Genomic DNA, 23062 nt, shown 5'->3' with positions numbered 1-23062 from the left:
GTAAGGTCACTTATGTCGACGTGCAATTCACTCCAGGTCCAAGCGTTCAATACCGCCGATGTCGCCGAGCAGATCCGCGCCACGCCGGGTTGGGTCCAGCATTACCAACAGATGTCGCCGGGGCATTTCGCAGGCAGGGTGCGCTACCTGGATCTACAGGGCGTGGAGATTTACGAAGAGCACATGAACACCCGGGTCGAGCAGAATTTCAGCGCGCCCCAGGGGTCGCTGTCGTTCTGCTTCGATCGTGGCGACAACGCGCTGTACGTGTTGAATGGCGAAAGTCGCAACATCTGGATTACCCCGGAGAACTACCAGGAAATCGCCGTGGTGTTCGGTCCGGAGTTTGTAAAGCGTCATAGTCTCGACATCGCCCGGCTCGAAGGGCTATTCATGGCACCGCTCAACTCGCAGCAGAACGCGCTGTTCTGCCGGTGGCTCAGCGGGACCCTGACGCGGCTGTCGCAGACCTTCGACCCACCGAGCCGCGAAGCGCTGACCCAACAGCTGCTGGAAGACTGTCTGTTCATTCTCGACAACGCGTGCGTCGGCCTCGACCAGAGCGCATTGCAGCGCCGAGCGGCAGAGCGCGCGATCATGAAGCGGGTAGGGGAATGGGCGGCGGACACCCCGGAAGAACACCTCAACCTGCTGGAGCTGTCCCAGGTTGCCGGGGTTTCACTGCGCCAGTTGCAGCATGCGTTCAAGACCTACACCGGCATGGCACCGACCCAATGGCTGCGCTTGCGCCGACTCAACAGCGCCCGCCGCGAACTGCTGAGCCGCACGCCTACGCAAACCACCGTGGCCGAAGTGGCCATGCATTGGTCGTTCTGGCACCTGGGGCGGTTTTCCAGCAGCTATCGTGCGCTGTTCAAGGAATTGCCAAGCGACACCCTCAAGCGTACGAGTGTCGCGCAGCCGGTCGGGCGCGGCCGGCGTTAGAACGTCGGCGGCGTAATCACCCAGATCACTACCGCGTCCACCTCGCCGGGATTACCGTAACGGTGAGGTTCCTGGCTGGAAAAACTGAAGCTGTCGCCTTCATTGAGCTGGAAGTGACGCTCGCCAACCCACAGCTCGAAACTGCCGGACAGCAGGTAGCCGGCTTCTTCACCTTCGTGGCTGTAGCTTTGCTGGCTGTAGGTGCCGGGCGGGAAACGCGAGTGGAGCATTTCCAGTTGACGGTTGGCTTGCGGCGTCAGCAACTGGTCGACGATGCCGTCTTCGTAATGCACGTTCAGGCGGCTGCTCTTGCGCACCACGACGCCATCGTCCTCTGGCGCGGTGACCGCTTCACTGGCGAAGAACCACTGGATGGTGACACCGAGGCTGCGGGCAATGTTGAACAGCGCCGGAATCGACGGGTAGGCGAGGTTACGCTCCAGCTGGCTGATGTAGCCGGCGGTGAGTTCGCTCTGTTGCGCCAGTTCCGCCAGGGTCATGCCCCGACGTTTGCGCAGGCCGCGAATGCGCGTGCCGAGAAAATGCGGTTCGGCGTTGCCGGGTGCGGGCTGTGGGGTGGTGCTGTTGCTCATGGTCAAATCCGAACCGGGAGGAGTGGCGCAAATCCCTTGTCTCTTGTAGGAGCGAGCTTGCTCGCGATGGTCGTTAACGATGACGTGTGCAGTCTGGTTCAACGCGGCGTTTTCGAGTCCATCGCGAGCAAGCTCGCTCCTACAGGGTGGGTGTTAGCCATTAAAGCCCCGGAGTATAAACAGCCTTAAAGCTCCCACGCGACTTTCAGGCCTTCATAAATCGCTTCTTCGGCGGTGCGCGGCGCCAGGCAGTCGCCGATGCGGCGAAACTCCACCAGCCCTTGCAGCTCGGCACCCAGGGTATCCACCGGCTGGTGACCCTGGCACAGCACCAGGGTGTCGATGTTTTCCATCAGCATCGGTTCGCCGCTGGCGGTGTGTTGCAGGTAGACCGTGTTGTCATCGCAGCCATACAGCCGCGCGTACGGCGTGATCGGCACCCCCAGTTTATGCAGCTCGCCGGCCAGTTGATCGCGCACGTACAGCGGCAGGTTTTCCCCGCAATGGGTACCGTTGACCGCCAGTTGCACCTGATGCCCGGCGCGCACCAGACGTTCGGCGATGCCGGGGCCGATCCAGTCGCAGCGCCAGTCGACCACCACCACTGAACGGCCGATCTGAACTTCATCGCGCAGCACTTGCCAGGCGTCTACCACCTGTAGCTCACCACCGCGTTCAAAGGCTGGCCAGTATGGCTCGGCACCGGTCGCGACGATCACCATGTCGGGTTTTTCCTGTTCCACCAGTGCGCGGTTGACCCGTGTGTTGCGCACCACGCGCACCCCGGCCAGCTCCATTTCCCGCTGCAGGTTGGTGCTGGCACCGCCGAACTCGCTGCGTCGTGGCAGCAGCTGTGCGAGCAACACCTGGCCACCCAGTTGTGAACCGGCTTCGTACAGGGTCACGTCATGTCCGCGCTGGGCGGCGACGGTGGCGGCTTTCATGCCGGCCGGGCCACCGCCGGCGATCATGATGCGCTTGCGCTTGATCGTTGGTTTACGTTCGCTAAAAATCAGCTCGCGACCGGTTTCCGGGTGCTGGATGCAGGAAATCGGCAAGCCTTTGTGGAAGTGCCCGATGCATGCCTGATTGCAGGCGATACAGGCGCGCACGTCTTCGACGCGGCCGGTATCAGTCTTGTTGGGCATCTGCGGGTCGCAGATCAGCGCGCGGGTCATGCCGCAGACATCGGCCTGGCCGCGAGCCAGAATCAGCTCGGCTTCCTGGGGCTGGTTGATGCGCCCGGTGACGAACAAGGGAATGTCCAGGCTGGCCTTGAACGTCCCGGCTTCCCGGGCCAGGTACGCCGCTTCGATCGCCATGGGCGGCACAATGTGCACTGCGCCGCCAAGGGACGCCGAGGTGCCGGCGACGATGTGCACATAATCGAGCTGCGGTTGCAGCAACTGCACGGCGGCCAGGGATTCATCTTCGGTCAGGCCTTCCGGATCGCGCTCGTCGGCAGAAATGCGCAGGCCGACGATGAACTGCTCATCAGTCGCCCCGCGCACCGCGGCGATGACTTCGCGCAGAAAGCGCAAACGCTGTTCCAGATCACCGTTGTAGCCATCGGTGCGCCGGTTGACTCGCGGATTGATGAATTGCGCCGGCAGGTAACCGTGACTGGCTACCACTTCGACGCCATCGATCCCGGCCTGATGCAGGCGTCGGGCGGCAGCGGCGTAACCGGCGACGATCTCGTCGATCATTGCCTGATCCAGTGCCCGGGGCATCACCCGGAAACGTTCGTTGGGCACCGACGAGGCGGAGTAGGCCACCGCCAGCAAGCCATCGCTGGATTCCATGATCTCCCGTCCCGGATGGAACACCTGGGACAGCACCACGGTGCCGTGGGCATGGCAGGTTTGCGCCAGTTTGCGGTAACCCTCGATGCACGCATCGTCGGTGGCCATCAGCACGTGGGAGGTGTAGCGCGCACTGTCATGCACCCCGGCCACTTGCAGCACGATCAGCCCGGCCCCGCCTTCGGCCCGTGCCCGGTGATAGGCGATCAGCTGGTCATTGACCAGGTTGTCGGTGGGCATCGATGTGTCGTGACCACTGGACATGATGCGGTTTTTCAGGCGCTTGCCACGGATCTCCAGGGGTTCGAACAGGTGCGCGAAGGCGGGTGTCGAGGACGGCATGGTGCGGGTACTCCAGGCAGGCTGGCCTGTGTAGGAGCGAGCTTGCTCGCGATGGACTTGAGGGCGACGCGTTCATCCAGACAACACGCGCCATCGTTAACGTCCATCGCGAGCAAGCTCGCTCCTACAGAGGCAGCAGGTTTTCGGCGTTGTTATTATTGGCCTATAGAAATTTACCTTCAGTAAAAAATCAACTTGTTTTTTTACTGCGCCTTGCAGTAATTTCGCTTCGAGCCCGCTCCCGGGGCTTACCTCACAACAATAAAAAAGGGCCTGGGCGGTATTTGTCCGCAGGGCACCTGCCAGAGGAACCACTGATGAAATCGAATACGCTCAAGCACGGTTTTTATCCCTTGGTGTTGTCCGTGGCCATGGGCCTGGGCAGTGCCCAGGCAGCATCGGACATGGTGGTGGTCGGTTACGGCGGAGCCGGACAAAAAGCCCAGGACGTGGCGTTCTTTCAACCGTTCGCCGCCCTTGATCAAAGCAAAGTGATCCAGAGCGAATACAACGGCGAGATGGCCAAAATCAAAGTGATGGTCGACACCGGCAACGTCGATTGGGACGTGGTGCAGATCGAAGGCCCGGACCTGATGCGCGGCTGCGAAGAGGGCATGTACGAGCGCCTGGACTGGACGCGCCTGGGGCGCGCCGATCAGTTGATCCCCGAAGCGGCACAGGAATGCGGTTCCGCCGCGCTGGTGTGGAGCGTGGCGATTGCCTACGACACCGACAAACTGGCCCAGGCCCCGACCTCGTGGGCAGACTTTTGGGACGTGAAGAAAACCCCCGGCAAACGCGGGCTGCGTAAACGCGCGGTGTACAACCTGGAATTCGCCTTGCTGGCCGACGGCGTGAAAACCGAAGACGTCTACAAGGTGCTCGGCACCCCGCAAGGCGTGGACCGGGCCTTCGCCAAACTCACTGAACTCAAGCCTTACATCCAGTGGTGGGAAGCCGGCGCGCAACCGCCACAGTGGCTGACCGCCGGCGACGTGGTGATGACCTCGACCTACAGCGGGCGCATCGCCGACGCTGCGCAGAAAGGCAGCCACCTCGGCCTGGTCTGGCCCGGCAGCCTGTACGGCATGGATTACTGGGCGATCATCAAAGGCTCCAAACATGTAGATCAGGCCAAGCGCTTTATCGCTTTCGCCAATCAACCGGACGCCCAGGTCAACTATGTGCAGCAGATCCCTTACGGCCCGACCAACACCCAGGCCGCCGCACGGCTGGACGACAAACTGGCGCAATGGGTGCCGACCGCGCCGCAGAACCTCAAGGGCGCGCTGTCGATGAACGTCGGTTTCTGGGTCGATCACGGCGAAGAACTCGAAGAGCGCTTCAACGCCTGGGCCAGTAAATAACTGCCGATGGCTGGACGTGTCGAAGCGTCCAGCCTTACTGTCTGCCCCAGCCGATCAGCCTGGAGAACCAGAACAATGAATAAAATCGCCAGCCACCTGGCCCCAGAGCGCAGCGCAACCGAGCAGCGCCTGCGTGAGGAATTGGCGGCCTGTTACCGCCTGATTGCGCACTTTCGCATGACCGATTTGATCTTCACTCATATCTCGGTGCGCATTCCGGGGCCGGAGCATCACTTTCTGATCAACCCTTACGGGCTGATGTTCGACGAGATCACTGCGTCCAACCTGGTCAGGATCGACCTCGATGGCCGCGCCGTGGAGCCATCGCCGTACCCGGTGAATCCGGCCGGGTTCGTGATCCACAGCGCCATCCACGGTGCGCGGGAGGATGCGCAATGCGTGCTGCACACCCACACCAAGTCCGGGTGTGCGGTGGCGGCGTTGAAGTGCGGGTTGTTGCCGGTGAACCAGATTTCCATGGAGTTTTATGGTCGGGTCGCTTACCACGACTACGAAGGTGTCGCGCTGGACCTGAGCGAGCAGCAACGGCTGGTGGCGGACCTGGGCGACAAATCGGTCCTGATGCTGCGCAATCATGGATTGCTGACTGTCGGCGAGACGGTGAGCCAGGCGTTCCTGCGCATGTACTACCTGGAAAAAGCCTGTGAAATCCAGTTGGCGGCCATGGCGGCGGGGGAGGTCGTGCTGCCATCGGCTGAGGTGTGCGCGCACACCGAGCGTCAGTTCAATGATCCGGGGCGGCCGCTGGAAGAGGGCGAGCTGGCGGACCCGGATGCCATGCAACTGGCCTGGGCGGCAATGTTGCGCATGCTGGAGCGGGTGGCGCCGGGGTATCGGGACTGATCCGGGTTCTGTGTTGTTTGAGCTGGCCCCTTCGCGAGCAGGCTCGCTCCTACAGTTGATTCCCCCCTGTGGGAGCGAGCCTGCTCGCGAAGGGCGCGCCAAGTGACTGGAGACATCCCCCGCTCTTGCTGTACAGTCGTTCAGCCCGCCGCTCACCCGTGCGGGCTCGAACGATTGAACCCAAGGAGCGTGTCGCCCATGAATCAGGAAGCCCGTTTTTCCCGCATGGAACCGGAGTTGCGCAAAGCCAACCTGATCGAGGCGACGCTGGTGTGCCTCAAGCGGCATGGCTTCCAGGGCGCGTCGATCCGCAAGATTTCCGCCGAGGCCGGGGTCTCGGTGGGGCTGATCAGCCATCACTATTCCGGCAAGGATGAACTGGTGGCCGAGGCCTACATGGCGATCACCGGGCGGGTCATGACCCTGCTGCGCGACGCCATGGAACAAGCCGCGCCGAATGCCCGGGAGCGCTTGTCGGCGTTTTTCCGCGGTTCGTTTTCCGCCGAACTGCTCGATCCGCAACTGATCGATGCGTGGCTGGCGTTCTGGGGCGCGGTGAAAACCGCCGAGGCCATCAACCAGGCGCACGATCATTCCTATGGCGAGTATCGCGGCATCCTGCGCAAGGTGCTGGCGGAACTGGCCCAGGAGGAGGGCTGGGAAAGCTTCGACGCCGACCTTGCCGCCATCAGCCTCAGCGCATTGCTCGACGGTTTGTGGCTGGAGTCCGGATTGAACCCCGGCACCTTCACCCCGGAGCAGGGCATCCAGATTTGCGAGGCCTGGGTCGATGGTTTGCAGGCCGGCGGACGCCAGCGCTTTTGCCTGCAGACGAGCAACTGTTGATCAGTCGTTCAGCAATGGATACTCTCTGGCGCCGATGCGGGAAAACACTCTAATAAGAAACTGGCCTTCGGGCCTGAGCCGGACACCAAGCGATGACTCCTCGGGTATTGATCGTCGATGACGATCCGCTGATTCGCGATCTGCTGCACGCCTACCTGTCCCAGGAAGGCTACGACGTCCATTGCGCCGCCACGGCGGAACTGGCGGAAACCTTCCTGGCCAGCCAGGCCGTGGACCTGGTGATGCTCGACATCCGCCTGCCGGGCAAGGACGGCCTGACCCTGACCCGCGAGCTGCGGGTGCGCTCGGAAGTGGGGATCATCCTGATCACCGGGCGCAACGACGAAATCGACCGCATCGTCGGCCTCGAATGCGGCGCCGATGACTACGTGATCAAACCCCTCAATCCAAGGGAACTGGTGTCCCGGGCGAAAAACCTGATTCGCCGGGTACGTCATGCGCATACGCCACAACCGGCCGTCGCAGTGGCCAAGCCGGTCAAGCAATTCGCCGACTGGTCGCTGGACACCGACCGCCGTCGGCTGATCGATGCGTCCGGCAGTGAAACGCTGTTGACCCATGGCGAATACCAGTTGCTCAGCGTGTTCCTGCGCAACAGCGGCCACACCCTCAGCCGCGACCAGTTGATGGACCAGATCCGCAACCGCGAATGGGTGCCCAACGACCGCTCCATCGACGTGCTGGTCGGGCGCCTGCGCCGCAAGTTGCACGACGATCCTGCCGAACCCCAGTTGATCATCACCATTCACGGCGCCGGTTACCTGTTCACCGCCGGTGTGGCGGCCTGATCCCGATGACGCGTTGGCTTTGCCTGCTGGCGGTGTTGGTGGCCAGCCATGCCATTGCGGCGGACAAGGTGCGCTATTGCGATTACCCGGTGTACCCGCCGATCTCCTGGAGCGACGGCAAGCAGGTGCGCGGACTGGCACCCAGTGTGGTGAAGCACTTGTTCGGCCAGTTGGGGTATGAGGTCGAGACGGTCGTGCTGGGCAACTGGAAACGCTGCCTGCTGGACGCTGCCGAAGGCCGGGTCGATGTGGTGCTGGCCTACAGCACCGCACAACGGGAGCAGAGCATGCTGTTCTCGACGGTGCCGGTATTGCGTGAAGAAGTGGCGCTGTTCATCAACCGTCAGCACCCGGTGAAATTCGAACAACTGGACGACCTGGCCCATTACCGTGGCGGCCTGTTGTTCGGCGAGAGCTACGGCGTGGCGTTCGATCGCATGGTTGCGCGCAACAACAACATCGAATGGGTTTCCGACAGCCACCAGAACTTCGGCAAGCTGATTCGCGGGCGCATCGACTTCATCACTCAGGAACGGCGCACCGGTCAGTTGTACGTGGAAAACCTGCCCGGCGGCCAGGACATTGTTGCCTTGCCCAAGGCGTTGAGCGTGGACTACCTGCGGGTCGCGGTGTCACGGCACTCGCCATTGGCCAATCGCATGCCCGAGATCAATGCGCAGTTGCAGCGCATGGTCGATGCCGGTGACATCGAGCGCTGGCTCAACGAAAGCGAAGTGACCTACCGCGACATGATCAACCTGCCGGCGGATGCGCAATGATTCGCGCCCGTCCCGGTGGCCTGCTGCGACGGCTGCTGCTGTTCATTCTGTTGTTCAGCCTGTGCTTCACCGTGCTGGCCAGCAGCGTGCAACTGTACATCGAGTATCGACGGGAAATGCGTGACATCGATTCACGCATGGAGTTGATCCGTGCCGGTTACCTGGCCAGCCTGGAGCGCAGCCTCTGGGACTTGAACCAGGAACAGTTGAAGGTGCAGTTGCGCGGGCTGGTGGACTTTTCCGACGTCGCCCGGGTGCACCTGACCAGTGCCGATTTCGACCTGATGCAGGGCAATCCCGAGCCGGTCGGCCCGTTGCGCATCGAGCGGTTCGCCCTGGACTATCAGCCGCCGTCCGGCCCGTTGCGCAACCTTGGCCAACTGGAAGTGAGCACGGATCTGGGGGCGGTGTACCAGCGTCTCTACGCCACCGGTTTGACCAGCCTGTTATGGATGGCGGTGTTTCTCTGCGGCCTGGCCATTGCGCTGTCGGGTTTGTTTTATCGACTGGTGACCCGGCACCTGAAAGTCATGGCCGAGTTTGCCCGGCGCATCGCCGCCGGTGAATGGCAGGAACCCTTGCACCTGGACAAGCGTCGCGGCAGTGACGAAATCGATACCGTGGCCCACGCACTGGATGACATGCGCCGCTCGATCCTGCGGGACATCGAGCGCCGGGAAAGCGATCGCCTGGCCTTGCAGGACAACCGTGACGAACTGCTGAAAATGGTCGAGCGCCGCACCGCCAGCCTGATGCGGGCCAAGGATGAGGCGGAAGCGGCCAACCTCGCCAAATCGCGGTTTCTGGCGACCATGAGCCACGAACTGCGCACGCCCCTCAATGGCATCCTCGGCATGGCCGAGCTGTTGCGCGGCGCACCTCTGGATGCCCAGGACGGCAAACGTCTGGATGCCTTGCACAAGGCCGGCGAAGGCTTGCTGACGATCCTCAACGAGGTGCTGTATTTCGCCAAACTGGAGGAGGGCGTCAGCCATCCCGAACCAGTGGATTTCTCGCTGCGCCAGTTGCTCGATGAGGTGCTGACCCTGTTGGAACCGCGAGCGCTGAACAACGACACGATCCTGAGTTGCCGGGTCGACCAGCGGATTGCCGAGCACCACCACGGTGCCGAGCAGTTCCTGCGTCAAGTGCTGAGCAACCTGCTGGCCAACGCGATCAAGTTCACCGAAGGCGGCGAAGTCAGCGTCGAGGTGGCGCTTCTCACCGAAGCGGGCGAACAAACCGGGCAACGGCTGCGGGTCAGTGTCACGGATGATGGCATCGGCATTGCCCCGGCGATGCAGGCGAAGATCTTCGAGCGCTTCACCCAGGCCAGCGAAGAAGTCGCGCAGCGATTTGGCGGGACCGGGTTGGGATTGGCGATCTGCAAACACCTGGTGGAGCAGATGGGCGGCTGCATCGGCGTGGACAGTGAAGTGGGGCGCGGCAGTTGCTTCTGGTTCGAGCTTTGCCTGGAGCCGGCCAGTGCCGTGGTTGCAGTCGCGCCGGTTCGCACGGTGGGGCCGGCCCTGAATATCCTGGTGGTCGAAGACGTGGCGCTCAACCGCGAAGTGGCCATGGGTCTGCTGCAACGGGATGGCCACCGGGTGTGGCTGGCCGAAGAGGCGCAACAGGCGCTGGAACACTGTGCAACGCAGGTTTTCGATTTGCTGCTGCTGGACGTGCATCTGCCGGGCATCAGCGGCGTCGAGTTATGCCGGCAGATCCGCCACAGCGACGGGGCGAACCGCCATACCCGCATTTTCGCCCTGACCGCCAGCGTGCAGCCGGCGCTGGTGCGCGGTTATCTGGAAGCCGGGATGGACGGCATCCTCGCCAAACCCCTGAAGCTGGATAACCTGCGTCAGGTGCTGGAAGGGCACACACCCGTCGCCGAGTCGCTTGTGCATGACGAGGCGATGGACTGGTCGCTGTTGCAGACCCATCGCCACTTGCTCGGCGAGCAAAAGGTCCAGGGGCTGCTGGTGGTACTGCGCGACTCGATTGTTCAGCATCGCAATGCGCTGCAGGAAGCCATTGCCGCCGCCGACTGCACGGAGGTCGCGCAGCTGGCGCACCGGCTGGCCGGTAGCGGTGATTCGCTGGGCTTTCGCTCACTGGCCACGACACTGAGAGCGCTGGAGACGTCGGCCCTGGCCAACGATGAATCGGCGATCCACAGCATGACCACCACGCTGGATGAACAATTGCAGCAGGCGCTGACCACTCTGAAAGGCCTGTTGCAGAGCTGACGTACAAGTTTGTTACGACTTTCTACAACTTCGATCTTTACGGTCAACGCGAACTTACATGGCTTTCCAATAATCGACGCAACCGCCGCAGCGCGGTCTTCGAAGCTTATTGGAGATAATAATAATGAATTGCCGTAAAGCTGATCCCACCCTGCGCCGTGACGTCCTGTCGCGCGCTGTCCACCTCACTGACTGCTGAGGTGCCGACATGAACGAAAACACTGAGCGCAGCACCGATCAAAAAGGCATCCAGCTGACCCGTGCCCTGAAAAGCCGGCACATCTTCATGCTGTCCCTGGGCGGCGTCATTGGCACCGGGCTGTTCATGGGCTCCGGCGTGACCATCAACCAGGGCGGTCCGGTGGGGGCGATCCTGGCGTACCTGGTCGCGGGGTTCCTGATGTACCTGGTGATGGTCTGCCTGGGTGAACTGTCGGTACAGATGCCGGTGTCCGGTTCGTTCCAGACCCACGCCACCAAATACATCGGCCCGGCTACGGGATTCATGATCGGTTGGGTGTACTGGATGAGCTGGGCCACCACCGTCGGCCTGGAGTTCACCGCCGCCGGCATGCTGATGACGCGCTGGTTCCCGCATGTGCCGATCTGGTACTGGTCGGCGCTGTTCGTGGTGGTGCTGTTTGGCATCAACGCCATGGCGACCCGCGCCTTCGGCGAGGCCGAATACTGGTTTTCGGGGATCAAGGTCGCGGCGATTCTCGGTTTCATTGTGGTCGGCGTGCTGGTGATCTTCGGCGTGATGCCCCTGAGCAGCGGCGCCCCCGCGCCGATGGCGAGCAACCTGATCGGCGATTCGCTGTTCCCCAATGGCCTGTCAGCGGTGTTCGCGGTGATGATGACCGTGGTCTACGCGTTCCAGGGCTGCGAGATCATGGGCGTGGCCGCCGGTGAGACCGATCAGCCGGAAAAGAGCATTCCCCGCGCCGTGCGCAACGTGGTGTTTCGCGTGCTGATCTTCTACGTGCTGGCGATTGTCGTGCTGTCGGCCATCGTGCCATGGCAGCAGGCGGGCCTGATGGAAAGCCCGTTCGTGCAGGTGTTCGACATGGTCGGCATTCCCTACGCTGCCGACCTGATGAACTTCGTGATCCTCACGGCGATCCTGTCGGTGGGCAACTCCGGCCTGTATGCCTCGACGCGCATCCTGTGGGCGATGTCGAAAACCGGCATGGCGCCGAAAAGCCTGTCGCCATTGAGCAAGCGTGGCGTGCCGCTGCGTGCCTTGAGCATCACCTTGTGCTTTGCGCTGGTGTCGCTGATGACCAGCTTCGTCGCCGCCGATACCTTGTTCATGGTGCTGATGGCGGTGAGCGGCATGTCCGGCACCGTGACCTGGATTGTCATTGCCCTGGCGCAGTACAAGTTCCGCAAGGCGTACTTGCGTGACGGCGGCAAACTCAGCGACCTGAAATACCGCGCACCGTGGTTCCCGGTACTGCCGCTGATGTGCATCACGCTGTGCTGCTCGCTGTTCGTGTTCCTGGCCCTGGATGAAACCCAGCGTCCGTCACTGTATTGGGGCTTTGGATTCATTGCGCTGTGCTATGGCGCGTACTTCCTGGTTCATCGCAAGCGTCAGGCGGTGTTGGCGCCGAGTCTGCCGGCTGCGTAATACCTTTCAGTAAGCACTTCCCCCATGTGGGAGCGAGCCTGCTCGCGAAAGCGGTGTGTCAGTCAACAGAGATGTTGAATGTGACGCCGTCTTCGCGAGCAGGCTCGCTCCCACAGTGTTTTGTGGCGTACACGGCATTTGCGAACTGTAGGAGCGAGCTTGCTCGCGATGGACGTTAACGAAGACGTGCACTGTCTGATTGAACGCGGCGTGCTTGAAATTTTCGCGAGCAGGCTCGCTCCTACAGGTGTTTTGGGGCGAATGAGAGAACTGCGCCATGTCCTGTGTCGCCAGTTGTTCGAAGTTGTAACAACGGCATCGGTTCTTTTTCTGTAACCAATAAATAATCCAATAAAAACAATCATTTAACTGTCTGTTGAGCTTGTTACAGCCCAGCTGGCCACCGATTGCCGCCTTACTGAACACTCGTTTAGTATGGCCTCAAGTCGCATCACCTCAGACCAATCACAATAACTCGAGGATTCCCATGACCACTCAATCGTCGCTGCTCAGCCAGGTCGAAGCAGGCGTTGCCTGGATCACCCTCAATCGCACTGCCCAGCGCAATGCGCTGGACATTCCGACGCTGAAAAACCTGCACGCCTTGCTCGACGCTTTCAACGCCGATCCAGCGGTGCGTGTGGTGGTCTTGACCGGTAGCGGCCGCAGCTTCTGCGCCGGCGCCGACCTTGATGAATGGGCCGAAGCCGAAGCCCGGGGCGCACTGGAAACCTATGGCTGGACCGAAACCGCCCACGCCTTGATGACCCGCCTGCACAGCCTGGAAAAACCCACCATCGCCGCCATCAACGGCACCGCCGTCGGTGCCGGGATGGACCTGACCCTGTGCTGCGACCTGCGCATCGCCGGGCAATCGGCACGCTTCAAGGCCGGTTACACCAGCATGGCGTACTCGCCGGATGCGGGCGCCAGTTGGCACCTGCCACGGCTGATCGGTAGCGAACAGGCCAAGCGCCTGTTGTTTCTCGATGAATTGTGGGGCGCCGAGCGTGCCCTGGCCGCCGGCCTGGTCGGCGAGGTTTGCGCCGACGAGCAACTGCTGACCGTAGCCAGTGAACTGGCCGCACGCCTGGCCGCCGGCCCGACCTTTGCCTTCGCCCAGACCAAAAAACTCATGCGTGAAGGCGCCGAACGCAGCCTGGCCGAACAACTGCAAGCCGAACTCGCCGCGGGCCTGCTCTGCGGTCGCAGCGAGGACGGCAACGAAGCCCTGCGCGCCGCCATGGAAAAACGCCCGGCACGCTTCATCGGCCGTTGATTCCCCTCCATCTCCCAGAATACGAACAACAGGTAGCACCATGAATTTCCAACTGACCCAAGAACAAGAAATGTTGGTGGACTCGGTACGCAGCTTCGTCGAGAAGGAACTGCTGCCCTATGAAGAGCAAGTCGACCGCGCCGACGAGGTGTCCCCGGAACTGGCAGCGCAGATTCGCGGCAAGGCGATTGCCGCCGGGTTCTACGCCTTCAACATGCCGGAAGAAGTGGGCGGTGGTGGCCTGGACTACCTGTCCCAGGCGCTGATCGAGCGTGAGCTGTCCAAGGTCTCCTGGGCGCTGCACGTGTTCGTCGCGCGGCCGTCGAAAATCCTCATGGCCTGCAAGGGCGAACAGATCAACGACTACTTGTTGCCGTGCATCCAGGGCGAGAAGATCGACTGCTTCGCTTTGACCGAGCCGGGTGCCGGCTCCGATGCCAATGCGATCAAGACCCGCGCCGTGCGTGAGGGTGACGACTTCATCCTCAATGGCAGCAAGCATTTCATCAGCCACGCCGGCCATGCCGATTTCGCCATCGTCTTCGCCGTGACCGACACCTACGAGCACAACGGCAAGAAGCGCAACGCCGTGACCTCGTTCCTGGTCGACCGCAACACCCCGGGCATGACCATCCGCCGTGGGCCGAAGTGCGTGAGCAACCGTGGTTATCACACCTTCGAAATGTTCTTCGACGACTGCCGCGTACCGGCCAGCAAAGTGCTGGGCGAAGTCGGCAAGGGCTGGGATGTAGCCAACGCCTGGCTGACCGCCGGGCGCGTGATGGTCGCAGCCAACTGTGTCGGCCAGGCGCAACGCGCACTGGACGTGTCGCTGCAATGGGCGGCGGACCGCAAGCAATTCGGCCAGCCGATCGGCACCTATCAGGGCGTGTCGTTCAAATTGGCCGACATGGCCACGCAAATCCGCGCCGCCGAACTGCTGACCCTGCACACCGCCTGGAAAATGGACCAGGGCACCATGACCGATGGCGAGGCCGGGATGGCCAAGCTGTTCGCCAGCGAAGTGCTCGGCCGTACCGCCGACGAAGCGGTGCAGATCTTCGGCGGCATGGGCCTGATGGACGAAGGTCCGGTGGAGCGCATCTGGCGTAACGCGCGGATCGAGCGGATCTGGGAAGGCACCTCGGAAATCCAGCGCCACATCATTTCCCGTGAGCTGCTGCGGCCGCTGCTGCGCTGATCGGTCCGGAGAATTCCCATGTCCCAATCCATTCGTGACAACCTCAAACGCATGCTCGCGCCGCAACACGTGGCGTTTGTCGGCGGCCGCAGCATGGCGCGCGCCCTCAAGCGCTGTGCCGAAGGTGGCTACCAAGGGCAAATGTGGCTGGTCAACCCGCAACACGACAGCCTCGAAGGCGTACCCTGCGTGCGCACTATTGCCGAACTGCCTTGCGGGCCGGATGCAGTCTTCATCGCCACCAACCGCGAACTGACGTTGACCTGCGTGGCCGAACTGGCCGCCATCGGCTCAGGCGGTGCGATCTGCTACGCCTCCGGTTTTGCCGAGACCGGCGCCGAAGGCCAGGCCCTGCAACAGCAATTGCTCAAGGCCGCCGGCGACATGGCCTTGCTCGGCCCCAACTGCTACGGCCTGCTCGACTACCTGCACAGCTCCGCGCTGTGGCCGGTGGCCCATGGCGGCAAAGCGGTGGAGAAGGGCGTGGCCGTGCTGACCCAGAGCGGCAACTTCGCCTACAACCTGTCCATGAGCGACCGCTCGCTGCCGGTGGCCTACATGGCCTCGGTCGGCAATCAGGCGCAACTGGGTGTCGCTGAACTGATGGACGTGTTGCTGGATGAGCCTCGGGTCACCGCCATCGGCCTGCACCTAGAGGGCCTGAAGAACGTGCCGGGGTTTGCCCGCGCCGCGCACAAGGCGCTGGAGAAAGGCATCCCGATCATTGCCCTGAAAACCGGCGTGTCGCAGATCGGCGCCGAGCTGGCCTTGAGTCACACCAGTTCGCTGTCCGGCTCCGATGCACTGTACGACGCGCTGTTCGATCGCCTCGGAGTGATCCGCGTCAGCGGCCCGGTGAGTTTCGTCGAAACCCTCAAGGCCGCGGCCTGCGGCAACCTGCCAGGGGGCAACAGCCTGATCGCACTGGCCTGTTCCGGTGGTGACGCCGGGCTGATTGCCGACTATGCCGAGCGCAATGACCTGGGCTTGCCCAGGCTCGACGACGGTCAGGTGGGTGAACTGGCCCAGGTGCTGCCGAGCTACGCCAACCTGGTCAACCCGCTGGATTTCACCACGGCCATCTGGGGCGACGGCGAAGCCTTGAACCGCATGCTCGACAGCGCGCTGCGCACCGAAGCCGACGCGGCGATGCTGGTGCTCGATTATCCGGCGGAATTCACCGGCGAGCGCAAGGAGTGCGACCTGCTGCTGGAGCTGTACTGCGCGGCACTGGCACGTCACGGCAAGACCGGGTTCGTGACATCGGCCTTCCCCGAATTGTTGCCGGCCCATGCCCGAGAGCGTCTGCACGCCCAAGGCGTCGCGGCATTGCAGGGCGTTGAAGACGGGCTGGCCGCGTGGGGGCGTATCGCCGGTTATCAGCGCAAGCGCCAGGCCTTATTGGCGCTGGGCGAATCGGCGTTGGTTCCGCTGTGCCCGCAAGCGCTGGACGGGGAGGGGCGTTTGCTCAATGAATGGGATTCCAAACAGGCTTTGCGAGCCTTTGGCCTGCCGACGCCGAACGGCGTATTGAGCACCCCGCAGAGCGCCCTGAAGGACGCCGCGTCTCTGGGCTATCCGCTGGTATTGAAAGCCGTCAGCGCACAACTGCCGCACAAGACCGAGGCCGGTGCCGTGGCGCTGAATATCAAGGACGACGCGGCCTTGAGTGTCGCGCTGGACAAGATGCGCGCCAGCATCAAGGCCTACGCGCCGGACGTGGCCTTTGATCAACTGTTGCTGGAACCGATGGCCAGGCCGCCACTGGCGGAGCTGATCGTTGGCATCAAGCGCGAAAACGATTTCGGCCTCGCGCTGGTGATCGGTGCCGGCGGCATTCTGGTGGAGCTGCTCAAGGACAGTCGCAGCCTGTTGCTGCCGACCACCGACGGCGCGATCCGCAATGCCTTGCTGAGCCTGCGCAGCGCACCCTTGCTGCAAGGTTTCCGGGGGCGCGAGTCGGCTGACCTGGACGCCCTGGTAGCGGCGATCCGCGCGGTGGCCGACTACGCCTGCGAAAACGCCGCGCAATTGCTGGAGCTCGATGTGAACCCATTATTGGTCGGTGCCCACGGCACGACCGCGGTCGATGCGTTGATTCGCCTCGGCCATGAGTGAGGACATGAACATGCAAAGCAAAACCTTGACCGGTGGCCAGGCGCTGGTGCGCCTGTTGGCCAACTACGGCGTCGATACCGTGTTCGGCATCCCCGGCGTACATACCCTGGAGCTGTATCGCGGCTTGCCCGGCAGCGGCATTCGCCATGTCCTGACCCGCCATGAACAGGGTGCCAGTTTCATGGCCGACGGCTACGCCCGGGTCAGCGGCAAACCCGGCGTGTGCTTCATCATCACCGGCCCCGGCGTGACCAACGCCGCCACCGGCATCGGCCAGGCCTACGCCGACTCGATTCCGATGCTGGTGATTTCCAGCGTCAACCACAGCGCCAGCCTCGGCAAGGGCTGGGGCAGCCTGCACGAGTGTCAGGACCAGCGGGCCATGACCGCGCCGATCACTGCGTTCTCCGCGGTGGCACTGACCGCCGAAGACCTGCCGGAACTGATCGCCCGTGCCTACGCGGTGTTCGACAGCGAGCGGCCGCGCCCGGTGCACATCTCAGTGCCGCTGGATGTGCTGTCGGCGCCGATCGCCCGTGACTGGAGCAACGACGTGGTGCGTCGTCCGGGGCGTGGTCCGGCATCCGCCACTGCAATCGATCAAGCCGTGGCCAAACTCAACGGGGCGAAACGCCCGATGATCATCGCCGGGGGTGGTGCGCTCAATGCCACCTCTGAGCTGCAAGAGATCAGCAGCCGACTCGCTGCGCCGCTGTTCACCAGCGTCGCCGGCAAGGGTTTGCTGCCGCCTGGCGCGCCACTCAACGCCGGTTCCTCGCTGTGTGTGGAACCGGGCTGGAAGCTGATCGCCGAGGCCGACGTGGTGCTGGCGGTCGGCACCGAAATGGCTGACACCGACTTCTGGCGCGATCGCCTGCCCGTCAATGGCGAGGTGCTGCGCGTCGATATCGACCCACGCAAATTCAATGATTTCTACCCCTGTGCGGTGGCGTTGCATGGCGACGCGCAACAAACCCTCAGCGGTTTGCTCGAGCGCCTGCCGTCCGACGTGCGCGACGCCAGCGCAGCCATTGCCTCGGTTGCCGCACTGCGTGAAGCGGTCAAGGCCAGCCATGGCCCGTTGCAGTCCATCCATCAATCGATTCTCGACCGAATCGCTGCGGAGCTGCCGGACAACGCCTTCATCAGCACCGACATGACCCAGCTTGCGTATACGGGTAACTACGCCTTTGACAGTGCCGCCACCCGCAGCTGGTTGCACCCGACCGGCTACGGCACCCTGGGTTACGGCCTGCCGGCCGGGATCGGCGCCAAGTTCGGCGCACCGCAACGACCGGGGCTGGTGCTGGTGGGTGACGGTGGGTTCCTCTACACCGCGCAGGAACTGGCGACCGCCGTCGAGGAACTGGACAGCCCGCTGGTGGTGTTGCTGTGGAACAACGACGCGCTGGGGCAGATCCGCGACGACATGCTCGGCCTGAACATCGAGCCCATCGGCGTGTTGCCGCGCAACCCGGATTTCGCCGCCCTGGCGCGTGCGTTCGGCTGCACCGTGACCCAGCCGCAAAGCCTCGCCGAGTTGCAGACCGACTTGCGCCACGGCTTCACTCGTAACGGCGTCACCCTGATCGAGCTCAAGCATGCTTGCGTTCGCTGAGTTCACTGTAGGAGCGAGCACGCTCGTGATGGACGTCAACGATTACGCGCGCTGTCTGAATGACCGGGTTGCCCTAACGTTTTTCGCGAGCATGCTCGCTCCTGCAGGGATCATTTTTATAGGAGGAAGGCCATGCGCTTTTCCGATCTGACTCAACGCATTGCCGGTGACGGCGCCGCCGCGTGGGACATTCACTACCGCGCCCTGGCGCTGCGCGAACAGGGCGAAGACATTTTGCTGCTGTCCGTGGGCGACCCGGATTTCGACACGCCGCAGCCCATCGTGCAGGGTGCCATCGACAGCCTGCTCAATGGCAACACTCACTATGCCGAGGTGCGCGGCAAGCGTGCCCTGCGTGAAGCCATCGCCAGGCGCCACCAACAACGCAGCGGCCAGGCCGTTTCGGCCGACCAGGTCACCGTGCTGGCTGGGGCGCAATGTGCGCTGTTCAGCGTGGCCCAATGTGTACTGAATCCGGGTGACGAAGTGATCGTCGCCGAACCGATGTACGTCACCTACGAAGCGGTGTTCGGTGCTTGCGGTGCCGTGGTGGTGCCGGTGCCGGTACGCTCGGAAAACGGCTTTCGCGTACTGCCCGAAGATGTCGCCGCGCGCATCACGCCACGCACCCGGGCACTGGCGCTGAACAGCCCGCACAACCCGTCCGGCGCCAGCCTGCCGCGCAGCACGTGGGAGGCTTTGGCCGAGTTGTGCATCGCCCACGACCTGTGGCTGATTTCCGACGAGGTCTACAGCGAATTGCTGTTCGAAGGCGAGCACGTCAGCCCGGCGAGCCTGGCGGGCATGGCCGAACGCACCGCGACCCTCAACAGCCTGTCGAAATCCCACGCCATGACCGGTTGGCGCGTCGGCTGGGTGGTGGCGCCGCCATCGCTGGCCGCGCACCTGGAAAACCTCGCGCTGTGCATGCTCTACGGCTCGCCGGATTTCATTCAGGACGCCGCTGTCATTGCCCTGGAAAGCCACCTGCCGGAACTCGAAGCGATGCGCGAAGCCTATCGCCAGCGTCGCGACCTGGTGTGCGACAGCCTGGCCGATTGCCCCGGCGTGCGGCCGTTGAAACCCGATGGCGGCATGTTCGTGATGCTCGATATCCGCGCAACCGCGCTCAGCGCCCAGGCGTTTGCCGACCGCCTGCTGGATCGCCACGGCGTTTCGGTATTGGCTGGCGAGGCCTTTGGTCCAAGCGCGGCGGGGCACATTCGACTCGGTCTGGTGGTGGATACCGAACCGCTACGCGATGCCTGCCAGCGCATTGCCCGTTGTGCCCGAGAATTGATGGAGGCGAAGGTTCATGCTTAACCACAAGACATTGTTTATTGACGGTCGCTGGCAAACCCCGTCGGGGCAGGGCATCGCCGAGGTGATCAACCCGGCAACCGAAGAAGTGGCTGGCAGCGTGCCGCTGGGCGATGAGCGCGATGTCGACAATGCCGTGTCGGCGGCCCGCCGGGCATTCGAATCATGGTCGCGTACGCCCTCCAGTGTGCGCGCCGGTTATATCCGTGCACTGGCTGAACAACTGCGCAATCGTGCCGATGAGATGGCCTCGGTCATCACCACTGAACTGGGCATGCCGGTGCAATGGTGTCGCTCGGTGCAGGTCGACGGGCCGATCATCGGCCTTGAGCAGTACGTCGAGCTGGCCGGGTTGATGGACGAAGTGCGCGAAGTCGGCAACTCGCTGGTGATTCGCGAAGCGGTGGGCGTCTGCGCGTTCATCAATCCGTGGAATTACCCGCTTCACCAATTGCTCGGCAAGCTGGCCCCGGCTCTGGCCGCAGGCTGCACGGTGGTGGTCAAGCCGAGCCAGGACACGCCGCTGCACGCCTTCCTGCTGGCGCAGATGATCGAGGACATCGGGCTGCCGGCCGGGGTGTTCAACCTGGTCAGCGGGCCGGGTTCGAAAGTCGGCGAAGCGCTGGCCAAACACCCGGACGTGGACATGGTGTCGTTCACCGGTTCCACCGGCGCTGGCGTGCGGGTCGCGCAAGCGGCGGCGCCTTCGGTGAAACGGGTGTGCCTGGAGCTGGGGGGCAAGTCACCGTTGCTGATCGCCGAGGATGCGGACCTGGCAGCGGCCGTGCGCTACGGCGTGCAGGACGTGATGATCAACTCCGGCCAGACCTGCACCGCGCTGACCCGCATGCTGCTGCCGGCCAGCCGCTACGCCGAGGCCGTGGAACTGGCGCTGGCGGAAACCTTGAGCCTGCGCATGGGAGATCCCCTCGACCCGCAAAGCTTCCTCGGCCCGATGTGTTCGGCCGGGCAACGGCGCACCGTGCTCGACTACAACAAGGTCGGTCAACAGGAAGGCGCACGGTTGCTGTGCGGCGGTGACACACCGGCCGCGTTCGAGCGCGGCTTCTATGTCAGCCCGACGCTGTTCGCCGATGTCGACAACCGCATGCGCATCGCCCAGGAAGAAATCTTCGGCCCGGTGCTGTGCCTGATTCCCTACACCGATGAGGCGCAAGCGTTGCAGTTCGCCAATGACTCGCCGTTCGGCCTGTCCAGCGGCGTCTGGGCCGGCACTGCCGAGCGTGCCTTGCAACTGGGGCGGCAGATGCGCGCCGGCCAGTGCTTCCTCAATGGCGCGGCGTTCAATTATCAGGCGCCATTCGGTGGCTACAAACAATCGGGCAATGGTCGGGAGTGGGGGGAAGAGGGACTCAATGAGTTCGTCGAAGTGAAGGCGATCCAGGTGTGACGGCTGGCGATTCAAACTGTTCATCACCCACGATGTTGCCAGTCCACACCTTCAATCGATACGCTGGAACAAATCCAAGGAACCACCATGAAAGTACTGATCGTCCACGCTCACCCGGAGCCGCAATCCTTCACCGCCGCCCTGCGCGACCAGGCTGTCGCCACCCTTGAAGCCCAGGGCCACACAGTGCAGGTCAGCGACCTGTACAAAATGAACTGGAACCCGGTAGCCAGCGACGCCGACTTCTCGAACCGGGAAAATCCCGGGTACCTGGTCTATGCCCTGGAACAACGCCTGGGCGTGAAGAGCCAGTCGCTGGCGGCGGACATCCAGGCTGAGCTGGACAAACTGCTGTGGGCCGACCTGCTGATCCTCAATTTCCCGATCTTCTGGTTCTCCACCCCGGCCATGCTCAAGGGTTGGATCGACCGGGTGCTGGTGTCCGGCATCTGCTATGGCGGCAAGCGCTTCTACGACCAGGGTGGCCTGGCCGGCAAGAAAGCGCTGGTGAGCGTGACCCTGGGCGGCCGCGAGCACATGTTTGGCGAGGGCGCGATTCACGGCCCGCTCGAGGACATGCTGCGGCCGCTCCTGCGCGGTACGCTGGCTTACGTCGGGTTCGATGTGCTGGAACCGTTCGTGGCCTGGCATGTGCCGTACATCAGCGACGAAGCGCGCCAGCAATTTCTGGTTGATTACGGGCAGCGGCTGCAGCATCTGAGTGATGACCAGCCGCTGGTGTTTCCGAAGTTGGCGGAGTTTGATGACAGGCTCTATCCGCTGACCACAGAGGCCTGATCAGCAACATCAAACCTGTGGGAGCGGGCTTGCCCGCGATGAGGGCATCAGCTTCAACATCTATGTTGACTGAGCCACCGCCATCGCGGGCAAGCCCGCTCCCACAGGTTTTTGTATTGGCTGTCCAATTTGGGTGTGTTTAAGGGGCGTTTAGCGGCTGTCAGCGTTACTTCCCGCAAGCTACAACGGCTTGCGTCATTGCCTACAGCTACGCCAGAATCCGCCGGCTTGTGCGCCTTGGAGCCGGGTTCTATCGTTTGCCGGTCGCTGGAAAACAACAGCGATCGGGTTTGGTAGCCCGTCTCGAACAAGCGTAGCGCCGCCTTATTCAGTCGCTTTCATTGGACTTTATTTATGGTGGCCATGCGCAGGGCTCCTTCGGGAGCGCCGGGTTCTTGTGCGACCGGTCTACCAACCTTCGTATGGCCACCACCCCTCGTTTGGTAGCGATGGCGATGGCTCCTTTGTTCTTCGCATAAGGAGTTTCACTATGTTCAAAGTCACACCCAATCCCCCGGACACCGATCCGGCATCCCTATACGAAAGCCTCGATTCAAAAAAACTCCACGAAGCCGCCGAGCGCGCACTCGATCATTACCTCAACCCCGGCCCCGGCATCATGGCCACACCGCGCAAGCCAAGTTCCATGTTCATCGTCAATCCCGAGCTCAATGTCGAGACCTTGCTGGTGCATGCCTGTGAATCGCTGGCGTCGGCCAATGTCATGGCCACTGATCTGGTGGATCATCTGGAAGGAACCAGCCGCAATGCGCTGCTCGGCATTGCACAAGTGATCATGCTCGGCGAACTGGCAGTGAATCGGGCGCTGGATCAACTCGATCCGCCTGAATAACCGCAAGTCTCCAGACCTCCCACAGGTGATTGGGGCCATTTCCCGAATCAACGACGCCTGCATTGTTCTGAATACGCAAACACTGAAGTCGCCGAGAATGGAATTGTTGGCGTAGTGGCTGGCTTGTAGCCTCCATTACGCCGAACACCACGATCCGCCAACGATCGAGTGGAGCCCGGGCCAGGGTTCATCAAGACGTCATACCTTGCTTTCGGCCACATGCCCCTTC

General features: G+C 62.7%; 18 protein-coding genes. 16 read left to right on the top strand and 2 right to left on the bottom strand.

Annotated elements, in window-relative coordinates:
- The first annotated feature begins 12 nt into the window (after nucleotides 1-12).
- On the top strand, nucleotides 13-945 hold the full coding sequence (locus ACEN8E_RS15140) for a helix-turn-helix domain-containing protein (RefSeq protein ID WP_495588773.1): 933 nt from the start codon (nucleotides 13-15) through the stop codon (nucleotides 943-945).
- On the opposite strand, the gene ACEN8E_RS15135 is transcribed toward ACEN8E_RS15140, so the two are convergent.
- Together ACEN8E_RS15135 and ACEN8E_RS15130 are read right to left on the bottom strand one after the other, a co-directional pair.
- On the bottom strand, nucleotides 942-1538 hold the full coding sequence (locus ACEN8E_RS15135; protein ID WP_495588772.1) for a cupin domain-containing protein: 597 nt from the start codon (nucleotides 1536-1538) through the stop codon (nucleotides 942-944). The two genes, ACEN8E_RS15140 and ACEN8E_RS15135, sit on opposite strands and share 4 nt — an antisense overlap.
- Nucleotides 1539-1723: 185 nt before the next feature.
- Nucleotides 1724-3685: an oxidoreductase gene (locus tag ACEN8E_RS15130; protein ID WP_495588771.1), complete on the bottom strand. Its 1962-nt coding sequence runs from the start codon at nucleotides 3683-3685 to the stop codon at nucleotides 1724-1726.
- A 317-nt stretch (nucleotides 3686-4002) separates the two neighbouring features.
- Between ACEN8E_RS15130 and ACEN8E_RS15125 the strand changes: the two genes are divergently transcribed.
- The 15 genes from ACEN8E_RS15125 (at nucleotide 4003) to ACEN8E_RS15055 (ending at nucleotide 22833) form a co-directional block, all read left to right on the top strand.
- Nucleotides 4003-5052, top strand: a complete 1050-nt coding sequence (locus ACEN8E_RS15125) for an ABC transporter substrate-binding protein (protein WP_495588770.1) — start codon at nucleotides 4003-4005, stop codon at nucleotides 5050-5052.
- A gap of 75 nt (nucleotides 5053-5127) precedes the next feature.
- Nucleotides 5128-5916 carry a class II aldolase/adducin family protein gene (locus tag ACEN8E_RS15120; RefSeq protein ID WP_495588769.1) on the top strand — a complete coding sequence of 263 codons (789 nt, stop codon included), beginning with the start codon at nucleotides 5128-5130 and terminating at the stop codon, nucleotides 5914-5916.
- Between the two features lie 198 nt (nucleotides 5917-6114).
- The gene (locus ACEN8E_RS15115) at nucleotides 6115-6762 is read left to right on the top strand and encodes a TetR family transcriptional regulator C-terminal domain-containing protein (protein ID WP_495588768.1); all 648 of its coding nucleotides are present in this window, start codon (nucleotides 6115-6117) and stop codon (nucleotides 6760-6762) included.
- A gap of 92 nt (nucleotides 6763-6854) precedes the next feature.
- Nucleotides 6855-7571, top strand: coding sequence for a response regulator (locus ACEN8E_RS15110; protein WP_495588767.1), 717 nt, complete (start codon nucleotides 6855-6857; stop codon nucleotides 7569-7571).
- A gap of 5 nt (nucleotides 7572-7576) precedes the next feature.
- Nucleotides 7577-8350: a substrate-binding periplasmic protein gene (locus tag ACEN8E_RS15105; protein ID WP_495588766.1), complete on the top strand. Its 774-nt coding sequence runs from the start codon at nucleotides 7577-7579 to the stop codon at nucleotides 8348-8350.
- On the top strand, nucleotides 8347-10602 hold the full coding sequence (locus ACEN8E_RS15100; RefSeq protein ID WP_495588765.1) for an ATP-binding protein: 2256 nt from the start codon (nucleotides 8347-8349) through the stop codon (nucleotides 10600-10602). The genes ACEN8E_RS15105 and ACEN8E_RS15100 overlap by 4 nt, the downstream gene beginning before the upstream one ends.
- 208 nt (nucleotides 10603-10810) lie before the next feature.
- The gene (locus tag ACEN8E_RS15095; protein WP_495588764.1) at nucleotides 10811-12235 is read left to right on the top strand and encodes an amino acid permease; all 1425 of its coding nucleotides are present in this window, start codon (nucleotides 10811-10813) and stop codon (nucleotides 12233-12235) included.
- 487 nt (nucleotides 12236-12722) lie between these two features.
- Complete coding sequence (locus tag ACEN8E_RS15090; RefSeq protein ID WP_495588763.1) at nucleotides 12723-13514, top strand: enoyl-CoA hydratase/isomerase family protein; 792 nt, start codon at nucleotides 12723-12725, stop codon at nucleotides 13512-13514.
- Nucleotides 13515-13554: 40 nt separating this feature from the next.
- Nucleotides 13555-14715 carry an acyl-CoA dehydrogenase family protein gene (locus ACEN8E_RS15085; RefSeq protein ID WP_008021395.1) on the top strand — a complete coding sequence of 387 codons (1161 nt, stop codon included), beginning with the start codon at nucleotides 13555-13557 and terminating at the stop codon, nucleotides 14713-14715.
- Between the two features lie 18 nt (nucleotides 14716-14733).
- Nucleotides 14734-16833, top strand: coding sequence for an acetate--CoA ligase family protein (locus ACEN8E_RS15080; RefSeq protein WP_495588762.1), 2100 nt, complete (start codon nucleotides 14734-14736; stop codon nucleotides 16831-16833).
- A 10-nt stretch (nucleotides 16834-16843) separates the two neighbouring features.
- Complete coding sequence (locus tag ACEN8E_RS15075; protein ID WP_495593329.1) at nucleotides 16844-18451, top strand: 5-guanidino-2-oxopentanoate decarboxylase; 1608 nt, start codon at nucleotides 16844-16846, stop codon at nucleotides 18449-18451.
- Between the two features lie 132 nt (nucleotides 18452-18583).
- Complete coding sequence (locus ACEN8E_RS15070) at nucleotides 18584-19774, top strand: pyridoxal phosphate-dependent aminotransferase (protein WP_495588761.1); 1191 nt, start codon at nucleotides 18584-18586, stop codon at nucleotides 19772-19774.
- Nucleotides 19767-21182, top strand: a complete 1416-nt coding sequence (locus ACEN8E_RS15065) for an aldehyde dehydrogenase family protein (protein WP_495588760.1) — start codon at nucleotides 19767-19769, stop codon at nucleotides 21180-21182. The genes ACEN8E_RS15070 and ACEN8E_RS15065 overlap by 8 nt, the downstream gene beginning before the upstream one ends.
- An 87-nt stretch (nucleotides 21183-21269) precedes the next feature.
- Nucleotides 21270-21980 (top strand): NAD(P)H-dependent oxidoreductase, encoded by a 711-nt coding sequence (locus ACEN8E_RS15060; protein ID WP_495588759.1) that lies wholly within the window; start codon nucleotides 21270-21272, stop codon nucleotides 21978-21980.
- 490 nt (nucleotides 21981-22470) lie between these two features.
- Complete coding sequence (locus ACEN8E_RS15055) at nucleotides 22471-22833, top strand: DUF6124 family protein (protein WP_495588758.1); 363 nt, start codon at nucleotides 22471-22473, stop codon at nucleotides 22831-22833.
- The last annotated feature ends 229 nt before the right edge of the window (nucleotides 22834-23062 follow it).

This window comes from Pseudomonas sp. Pseusp9 (assembly GCF_059491265.1).
The sequence above is the reverse complement of the archived record's forward strand: the minus strand, read 5'-3'. Positions and strand labels throughout refer to the sequence as shown.

Bases quoted from the DNA above. Each gene is read 5' to 3' on its own strand.
- ACEN8E_RS15140 (WP_495588773.1), top strand. From the start codon at position 13: ATGTCGACGTGCAATTCACTCCAGGTCCAAGCGTTCAATACCGCCGAT.
- ACEN8E_RS15135 (WP_495588772.1), bottom strand. From the start codon at position 1,538: ATGAGCAACAGCACCACCCCACAGCCCGCACCCGGCAACGCCGAACCG.
- ACEN8E_RS15130 (WP_495588771.1), bottom strand. From the start codon at position 3,685: ATGCCGTCCTCGACACCCGCCTTCGCGCACCTGTTCGAACCCCTGGAG.
- ACEN8E_RS15125 (WP_495588770.1), top strand. From the start codon at position 4,003: ATGAAATCGAATACGCTCAAGCACGGTTTTTATCCCTTGGTGTTGTCC.
- ACEN8E_RS15120 (WP_495588769.1), top strand. From the start codon at position 5,128: ATGAATAAAATCGCCAGCCACCTGGCCCCAGAGCGCAGCGCAACCGAG.
- ACEN8E_RS15115 (WP_495588768.1), top strand. From the start codon at position 6,115: ATGAATCAGGAAGCCCGTTTTTCCCGCATGGAACCGGAGTTGCGCAAA.
- ACEN8E_RS15110 (WP_495588767.1), top strand. From the start codon at position 6,855: ATGACTCCTCGGGTATTGATCGTCGATGACGATCCGCTGATTCGCGAT.
- ACEN8E_RS15105 (WP_495588766.1), top strand. From the start codon at position 7,577: ATGACGCGTTGGCTTTGCCTGCTGGCGGTGTTGGTGGCCAGCCATGCC.
- ACEN8E_RS15100 (WP_495588765.1), top strand. From the start codon at position 8,347: ATGATTCGCGCCCGTCCCGGTGGCCTGCTGCGACGGCTGCTGCTGTTC.
- ACEN8E_RS15095 (WP_495588764.1), top strand. From the start codon at position 10,811: ATGAACGAAAACACTGAGCGCAGCACCGATCAAAAAGGCATCCAGCTG.
- ACEN8E_RS15090 (WP_495588763.1), top strand. From the start codon at position 12,723: ATGACCACTCAATCGTCGCTGCTCAGCCAGGTCGAAGCAGGCGTTGCC.
- ACEN8E_RS15085 (WP_008021395.1), top strand. From the start codon at position 13,555: ATGAATTTCCAACTGACCCAAGAACAAGAAATGTTGGTGGACTCGGTA.
- ACEN8E_RS15080 (WP_495588762.1), top strand. From the start codon at position 14,734: ATGTCCCAATCCATTCGTGACAACCTCAAACGCATGCTCGCGCCGCAA.
- ACEN8E_RS15075 (WP_495593329.1), top strand. From the start codon at position 16,844: ATGCAAAGCAAAACCTTGACCGGTGGCCAGGCGCTGGTGCGCCTGTTG.
- ACEN8E_RS15070 (WP_495588761.1), top strand. From the start codon at position 18,584: ATGCGCTTTTCCGATCTGACTCAACGCATTGCCGGTGACGGCGCCGCC.
- ACEN8E_RS15065 (WP_495588760.1), top strand. From the start codon at position 19,767: ATGCTTAACCACAAGACATTGTTTATTGACGGTCGCTGGCAAACCCCG.
- ACEN8E_RS15060 (WP_495588759.1), top strand. From the start codon at position 21,270: ATGAAAGTACTGATCGTCCACGCTCACCCGGAGCCGCAATCCTTCACC.
- ACEN8E_RS15055 (WP_495588758.1), top strand. From the start codon at position 22,471: ATGTTCAAAGTCACACCCAATCCCCCGGACACCGATCCGGCATCCCTA.